Source organism: Streptomyces sp. NPDC058092 (assembly GCF_042884935.1).
Classification (GTDB): Bacteria; Actinomycetota; Actinomycetes; order Streptomycetales; family Streptomycetaceae; genus Streptomyces.
This window is the reverse complement of the sequence record NZ_JBHVSY010000003.1, coordinates 456,332-463,365: the sequence shown is the minus strand read 5'-3', so window position 1 is coordinate 463,365 and position 7,034 is coordinate 456,332. Positions and strand designations below refer to the sequence as shown.

The window sequence follows — 7,034 nt, the reverse complement described above, 5'->3', positions numbered from 1 at the left end:
GTACTGCAGGGGGGACCCTGTGGGAGAGTAGGACGCCGCCGAACTCCTTTTACGGAAAGCCCCGTGCCCTTGTGGCACGGGGCTTTTCTGCGTTCGGAGCGTCTAGGCTCGATCCATGCGCTACGAACTGGTCATCTTCGACAACGACGGTGTGCTCGTGGACAGCGAGCCGATCTCCAACACCATCCTGTCCGAGTACCTCACGGAACTCGGGCACCCCACCTCGTACCAGGAGTGCCTTCGCGACTACATGGGGGCTGCCGTGCACCGAGTGCACGACCTCGTCGAGGAGAGGACGGGGGAGAAACTGCCCGCGGACTTCGACGAGACGCTCCACTCACGGATTTTCGCGGCCTTCCGGCAGGAGCTGGAACCGGTGGCGGGAGTGAACGAGGTGCTGGGGAAGCTCGTCGCCGACGGGGTCGCCTATTGCGTCGCGTCGTCCGGGAGCCATGAACGGATCCGGGTCGGGCACCGCAAGACCGGGATCGACCAGTGGTTCGAGGAGGACTGGATCTTCAGCGCGGACGATGTGGCGCACGGAAAGCCGGCGCCCGATCTGTTCCTGCTCGCCGCCGAGCGGATGGGCGTTCCTCCCGAGCGGTGCGTCGTCATCGAGGACAGCTCGCTCGGAGTGGAGGCGGCCCGGGCCGCGGGGATGGATGTGTACGGGTTCACGTCGATGATGCCCGCGGACCGGCTCGCGGGGGTGACCGGGCACTTCTCCGACATGAGCCAACTGCGGGAATTGCTCGCCTGATCCATCTACCCATGGGTAGAGACTGGCCCTACGCTCGCGGCCATGACACATGCTCGCTTGCGGCACGGCAGGGCGTCCCTCGCGTTGAGCTTCTTCGTGCAGGGAGTGACCTTTGCTTTGCTCGTGACGCGGATTCCCGCCATCCAGGACCGGTACGGGATATCCGACGGGCTGTTGCCGGTGTTCCTGGCCGCGGTGCCGATCCTGGCCGGAGTGGGCAGCGTCGTCACCGAGAAGGTGGTCGCGCGGGTGCGGCCCGGGGTCGTACTGAGGTGGGCGCAGCCTGTTGTGCTGCTTGCGCTGCTCGGTGCCGGGGCCGGGAGCGCGTTGTGGGAGGCGGCTCTGGCGCTCGGGGTGTTCGGGCTTGCCGTCGGGGCGCTCGATGCCTCCATGAACATGATGGGGGTCAGCCTTCAGCGGGCGTACGGGCGTTCCATCATGCTGGGGTTCCATGCCTCGTACAGCCTGGGCGGAATCGCGGGGGCGTCCATGGCGTGGGCCGGGGCGCACTGGGATCTGTCGCTGCTGGTCTCGTACCTGCCGGCAGTTGTCGTGCTGCTGCCCGTCGCGTTCATCGGAAGCCGGTGGTACGCGGAGGGCGCGTCCGTCGAGGCGGGCCCGGTGGAGGGGCAGGGGAAGGGGGCCGCGTCGGTCTCCTTCACGTTGCTGATGCCGCTCTGTCTGGTGATGAGCTTCGCGTACATCGGGGACTCGACGGTCTCCAACTGGAGCGCCAAGTATCTGCAGGATGTGCTGGGGAGTTCGGAGCAGCTGTCGACCGTTCCGTACAACGTCTACATGGTGACGACGCTGCTGGGGCGGGCTGTCGGGGACTTCGGGGTGCGGCGGTTCGGGGCGGTGACCGTGGTGCGGTCCGGGAGTGTGCTGGCCGCGGCCGGGTTTGCTGTGGTGGCGCTGGCCGGTGGGGCGTGGGTCGGGATGCTCGGGTTCACTCTGCTGGGTCTCGGTCTGTGTGTGATCGTGCCGCAGACGTTCGCCGCTGCCGGGCGGATGTTCCCCGGGGCGAGTGATACGGCCATCGCGCGGCTGAATGTCTTCAACTATGTGGGATTCCTGGTGGGGTCGCCGCTCGTGGGTGCGCTCGGGGACGCCTGGAGCTACCGGGGAGCGATGCTCGTACCGATGGTGCTGGTCCTGGCGACGCTCGTGTACGCCAAGTCGTTCGGCGCGGAATCCGCCCGATACGGTGGCGGGCATGAGCGGCCGCGCACAGTTGATGTGGGATGACGCAGTAACGGGATACGACTTCGGCGAAAGTCATCCGATGGACCCTGTCAGACTCGCTCTGACGATGGGGCTGGTGCGGGCGTTCGGGCTCGACCGCGCGGTGGATGTGGTGGCGGCCAAGCCCGCCGGCGAGTCCACGCTGCGGCTGGTGCACCGCGAGGACTATGTGGCCGCCGTGCGCGCCGCGTCGGCGGATCCGAAGCACGCCGATCAGAACTACGGGCTCGGGACGGTGGACGATCCCGCGTTCGCGGGGATGCACGAGGTGTCGGCGCTGATCGCCGGGCAGTCGGTGGCCGCGGCCGAGGCGGTGTGGCGTGGGGACACCGCGCATGCCGTGAACTTCACGGGCGGGCTGCACCACGCCATGCCGGGCGGTGCGGCGGGGTTCTGCATCTACAACGATCCGGCGCTCGCCATCGCGAGGCTGTTGGAGCTGGGTGCCGAGCGGGTCGCGTACATCGATGTGGACGTGCACCACGGGGACGGTGTGCAGGCGGCCTTCTGGGAAGACCCGCGAGTCCTGACGGTGTCGTTGCACGAGCACCCGCGCACGCTGTTCCCGCAGACCGGCTGGCCGGAGGAGACCGGCGCCGGGGCCGGTGAGGGCAGTGCGGTGAACGTGGCGTTGCCGGCCGGTACGGGGGACGCGGGCTGGCTGCGGGCGTTCCATGCGGTGGTGCCGGAGCTGCTGGCGGACTTCCGGCCGCAGGTGCTGGTGAGTCAGCACGGGGCCGATACACACTTCGAGGACCCGCTCGCCCACCTGGCGGTGTCGCTGGACGCGCAGCGGGCGGTGATGGCGGCCTGTCACGATCTCGCCCACGAGTACGCGGAGGGCGGGCGCTGGGTGGCACTCGGTGGGGGCGGTTACGCGGTGGTCGACGTGGTGCCGCGGTCCTGGACGCATCTGGTGGGGATCGCCGCGCATGCGCCGGTGGATCCCGAGTCGGTGATTCCGGCCTCGTGGCGGGACGAGGTGTACGCGCGGACCCGGCAGCCGGGACCGGCCCGGATGACGGACGGGCGTACTCCTTCCTGGAAGTCGTGGGAGGAGGGGTATGACCCCGCGGACCGGGTGGACCAGGCGGTGCGGGCGACCAGGCGGGCGGCGTTCCCGTTGCGGGGGCTGCTGGCCTGAGGCGGGCGGGGGCGGTCGCGGTGCGGCCGTTTCCGTGCGGTGGTGAGGAAGGGTTACGCCAACTGTGGGGCGTAACCGGGCTTCTGGCCCCCCGTCCGGGTGATTGAGGCAGCATCGGTGGGGTGTTGAGCACCGGAGCGCTGCGTGCGCATCTGCTGGCGGCCAGGCTGGCCGGGCCCGTGGCCACGTCGAGGGAAGTGAGCCTGCGGAGCTATCGGCTCTTCGCGGCCCGCGACCCGCGGGCGACGCTCGGCCTCGACCCCGAATGGCGCTGGGAAGAGTCCGATCTTCTTCGTCTGATGGCCGACAAGTGCGGTGTTTCGGACGATCCCGCTCATGTTTCGGGCCCTGATGTGATCGATCCGGAGCGGACTTTGGCAGCTCTGGATTCCTTCGCGGAGCGGCTGTCGCATGCGGCGGTCCGGCGGGCGCCGGTGCTGTTCGGGACCGGTCATCCGCATCGGCTGCTCGGTTTCTACGCAGAGCTGGCAGACGCCTTGTCGGCGGCCGGGTGCCCCGTACTCACCCCCGCGCAGGGCCGATGTATCGACATAACGACCCGGTTCGGCGTACGCACGCACAACCTCGACTACGTACGAGGAGTCGCGATGGTGCGCGAACCGGGCGCGCGGACTCCCGGCGGTGACACCGGCGCACATACCCATTCACCGTTGCCGGTCCGGGTCGTTCTGGAGTCGGCGGCGGAGGGGCGCGGGCGGTTGCCGGAGCTGGTCGTCGGGGACCACGGATGGGTCTGCGGCGCAGGTCAGCTGGGCATCGAGGCGATCGGTCTGGCGGATACCGACGATCCCGCGCTGTTCGTCGGAGAGGCGGAGGGGCGGGTCTCGGTCGCCGTTCCGCTCGATGACGCCGTACGGTCCGCCTACTACCGGCCGCTCACGCGCTATGTACTCAATCGGGCCTGTCTGTCACAGTAGGCGGCCGATCGTCTCTCCTCTTCCCCACTCGCATCACACGCCCCTAATCTGGGGAGTGAGCGCACAACGACGAAGAGTCACCGGAGGGGAAGCCGGTGCGCGTCTGGTGCGGAAGGTACAGGTGGGTCATGGCTGCTGGCAGCGAGAGGCCTCTCAACGAGGTCAAGTTTCTGACTGTGGCGGAAGTCGCCTCGGTCATGAGGGTGTCGAAGATGACCGTGTACCGCTTGGTGCACAGCGGTCATCTGCCGGCGATCCGGGTGGGCAGGTCATTCCGGGTTCCGGAGCAAGCGGTTCACGAGTATCTCCGCGAGTCCTTTGTGGGGGTGGAGTCCGCCTGAGGTTCACCTCGGATTACGCCCCTCACGCGGTGGCGGGTAGGCTAGGCCGACGTAGGTCGTGTGGGCCCAGACGCCCCGCACCAGTGAAGAGAAGTGAGCGAGGGTAGTCGTGGGCTCTGTTATCAAGAAGCGGCGTAAGCGGATGGCCAAGAAGAAGCACCGCAAGCTGCTCAAGCGCACGCGCGTTCAGCGTCGCAACAAGAAGTAGGCGAACGCAGTTCGTGAATCCGCAGCCCTTCCGCCCATGTGGCGGGAGGGCTGCGGCGCGTTGTGGGGCGGTACCCGCATTCGGGCCAAAGTCTCGGCACAAGGCAGCCGTGCGGTCATCACAGGGCAACGTCCACCCGCTACGGTGACGGCCAGGGGAAACCTTTCGACGGAAGGCGCTGATCTTGGGGAAGGTCGTGCTGGTCACGGGAGCGGCCCGGCAGCTGGGCGGCCGCTTCGTGCGGCGCATCCAGCGTGATCCGGAAGTGGACCGGGTGATCGCCGTCGACGCGGTCACGCCCGGACACCGGCTGGGCGACGCCGATTTCGTGACGGCGGACATCCGCCAGCCCGCGATCGCCAGAGTCCTCGCCGAGCACTCCGTCGACACGGTCGTCCATCTGGACGTCTCCGCCAAGGCGGTCGGCACGGGTGGCCGGACGACGGTCAAGGAGACCAACGTCATCGGCACCATGCAGCTGCTCGGGGCCTGTCAGAAGGCGCCGAGGGTGCGGCGGCTGGTCGTCAAGTCCAGTACGAACGTGTACGGCTCCGCACCCCGCGATCCGGCGGTCTTCACCGAGACCACTCCGCCCAAGTCCCTGCCGAGCGGGGGCTTCGCCAAGGACGTGGTGGAGGTCGAGGGGTACGTACGGGGCTTCGCGCGCCGCCGGCCGGACGTCGCCGTCTGCGTGCTCAGGTTCGCGAACATCCTGGGGCCGGAGGCGGATTCGCCGCTCGCCGACTATCTGTCGCTGCCCGTACTGCCCACGGTGTTCGGTTACGACCCGAGACTCCAGTTCGTGCACGAGGACGATGTCGTCGACGTACTGGGGATCGCCTCGCGCGAGCCGAGGCGCGGGACGCTGAACAGCGGCACCTTCAACATCGCCGGGGACGGCGTGCTGCTGCTCTCGCAGTGCTCGCGGCGGTTGGGGCGGCCGACGGTGCCGTTGCTGCTGCCGGCCGTCACCTGGGTGGGCCAGGCGCTGCGTACGGTCGGCATGACGGACTTCTCGCCGGAGCAGATCCGGCTGCTCACCCACGGCCGGGTGGTCTCCACCGTCCAGATGCGCGAGACGCTGGGCTTCCACCCGGAGTTCACCACCGCGGAGACGTTCGCGGAGTTCGCGCGCAGTCAGGGGCCGGGGCTGCTGCCGCCCGAGGCGGTGGGAAGGACGGTCGACAGAGTGGCCGCCATGCCGTTCGCCGGGGCGGGCGGCGACGGTCCGGGGATCACCGGGGCGGGCGACACGTACCCGACCCCCAGCAGCGGCACGTAGAGGAGCGCATCGACGATGGCGGATGCCAAGGTCATTCCGTTCGACGACGACCGTTCGCGGTCGACCGGCGCGTCGCGCTCCGCGCGGCGCCGGTCCGCGGGGAGCGGCGGCCGGGGGCAGGGGCCCTCTGCGGCGGCGCCAGTGGTCGGGACCGCGGCCGTCAGCGCCCTTCCCGGGCAGCAGGACGCCTCGCTGCCGCAGGGGGAGCCCCAGCGGGCCGGGCAGCCCCTGGAAGGGGCCGAGCCGGGTGGCTGGGACCGGCGGATCGCCGGCGGGCTCGCGTTCCTGCGACGGCGGGTCACCGGTGAGTACGACGTCGACGAGTTCGGGTACGACAAGGAACTGACGGATCAGGTCCTGATGTCGATGCTGCGTCCGGTGTACGAGAAGTACTTCCGGGTCGAGGTGAAGGGCATCGAGAACATCCCGTCCGACGGCGGGGCGCTCATCGTGTCCAACCACTCGGGGACGCTGCCGCTCGACGGGCTGATGCTCCAGGTCGCCGTGCACGACAACCATCCGGCCGGGCGGCATCTGCGGCTGCTCGCCGCCGATCTCGTTTTCATGCTGCCGGTGGTCAACGAGCTCGCCCGCAAGGCCGGGCACACGCTGGCCTGTGCGGAGGACGCGGAGCGGCTGCTGCGGCGCGGCGAGCTCGTCGGGGTGATGCCGGAGGGCTTCAAGGGCATCGGCAAGCCGTTCGGCGAGCGGTACAAGCTGCAGCGCTTCGGGCGGGGCGGTTTCGTCTCCACGGCGCTGCGGGCCGGGGTGCCGATCGTTCCGTGCTCGATCGTGGGGGCGGAGGAGATCTACCCGATGATCGGCAACTCGAAGACGCTGGCGCGGCTGCTGGGCTTTCCGTACTTCCCGATCACGCCGACGTTTCCCTGGCTGGGGCCGCTCGGGGCGGTGCCGTTGCCGACGAAGTGGACGATCCAGTTCGGCGAGCCGATCTCCACGAGTGGGTATCCGGTGGAGGCGGCGGAGGATCCGATGCTGATGTTCAATCTGACGGATCAGGTGCGGGAGCAGATTCAGCACACGCTGTACAAGTTGTTGGTGCAGCGGAGGTCGGTCTTCTTTTGAGCCGGTGTCTCTCCGAGTCGGTGTTCCTCC

Annotated in this window: 8 protein-coding genes; all 8 read left to right on the top strand. The window is 68.9% G+C overall.

Annotated elements, in window-relative coordinates:
- Window positions 1-115 precede the first annotated feature (115 nt).
- The 8 genes from ACFVV1_RS08375 (at window position 116) to ACFVV1_RS08340 (ending at window position 7,004) form a co-directional block, all read left to right on the top strand.
- Window positions 116-760, top strand: a complete 645-nt coding sequence (locus tag ACFVV1_RS08375; protein ID WP_389986317.1) for an HAD family hydrolase — start codon at window positions 116-118, stop codon at window positions 758-760.
- A gap of 42 nt (window positions 761-802) precedes the next feature.
- Complete coding sequence (locus tag ACFVV1_RS08370) at window positions 803-2,008, top strand: MFS transporter (RefSeq protein ID WP_389986314.1); 1,206 nt, start codon at window positions 803-805, stop codon at window positions 2,006-2,008.
- Complete coding sequence (locus tag ACFVV1_RS08365; RefSeq protein WP_389986311.1) at window positions 1,977-3,149, top strand: acetoin utilization protein AcuC; 1,173 nt, start codon at window positions 1,977-1,979, stop codon at window positions 3,147-3,149. Before ACFVV1_RS08370 ends, ACFVV1_RS08365 begins: the two co-directional genes overlap by 32 nt.
- Window positions 3,150-3,271: 122 nt before the next feature.
- On the top strand, window positions 3,272-4,087 hold the full coding sequence (locus tag ACFVV1_RS08360) for a phosphatase (RefSeq protein WP_389986308.1): 816 nt from the start codon (window positions 3,272-3,274) through the stop codon (window positions 4,085-4,087).
- A 128-nt stretch (window positions 4,088-4,215) separates the two neighbouring features.
- Window positions 4,216-4,428, top strand: coding sequence for a helix-turn-helix domain-containing protein (locus ACFVV1_RS08355; protein ID WP_014046653.1), 213 nt, complete (start codon window positions 4,216-4,218; stop codon window positions 4,426-4,428).
- 109 nt (window positions 4,429-4,537) lie between these two features.
- On the top strand, window positions 4,538-4,636 hold the full coding sequence (locus ACFVV1_RS08350) for a 30S ribosomal protein bS22 (protein ID WP_003948845.1): 99 nt from the start codon (window positions 4,538-4,540) through the stop codon (window positions 4,634-4,636).
- Window positions 4,637-4,820: 184 nt separating this feature from the next.
- Entirely contained in the window at window positions 4,821-5,918 is a 1,098-nt protein-coding gene (locus ACFVV1_RS08345) for an NAD-dependent epimerase/dehydratase family protein (RefSeq protein WP_389986306.1), read from the top strand.
- Between the two features lie 15 nt (window positions 5,919-5,933).
- Window positions 5,934-7,004 carry a lysophospholipid acyltransferase family protein gene (locus tag ACFVV1_RS08340; protein WP_389986303.1) on the top strand — a complete coding sequence of 357 codons (1,071 nt, stop codon included), beginning with the start codon at window positions 5,934-5,936 and terminating at the stop codon, window positions 7,002-7,004.
- Window positions 7,005-7,034 lie beyond the last annotated feature (30 nt).

Bases quoted from the DNA above. Each gene is read 5' to 3' on its own strand.
- ACFVV1_RS08355 (WP_014046653.1), top strand. From the start codon at position 4,216: ATGGCTGCTGGCAGCGAGAGGCCTCTCAACGAGGTCAAGTTTCTGACT.
- ACFVV1_RS08340 (WP_389986303.1), top strand. From the start codon at position 5,934: ATGGCGGATGCCAAGGTCATTCCGTTCGACGACGACCGTTCGCGGTCG.
- ACFVV1_RS08365 (WP_389986311.1), top strand. From the start codon at position 1,977: ATGAGCGGCCGCGCACAGTTGATGTGGGATGACGCAGTAACGGGATAC.
- ACFVV1_RS08370 (WP_389986314.1), top strand. From the start codon at position 803: ATGACACATGCTCGCTTGCGGCACGGCAGGGCGTCCCTCGCGTTGAGC.
- ACFVV1_RS08375 (WP_389986317.1), top strand. From the start codon at position 116: ATGCGCTACGAACTGGTCATCTTCGACAACGACGGTGTGCTCGTGGAC.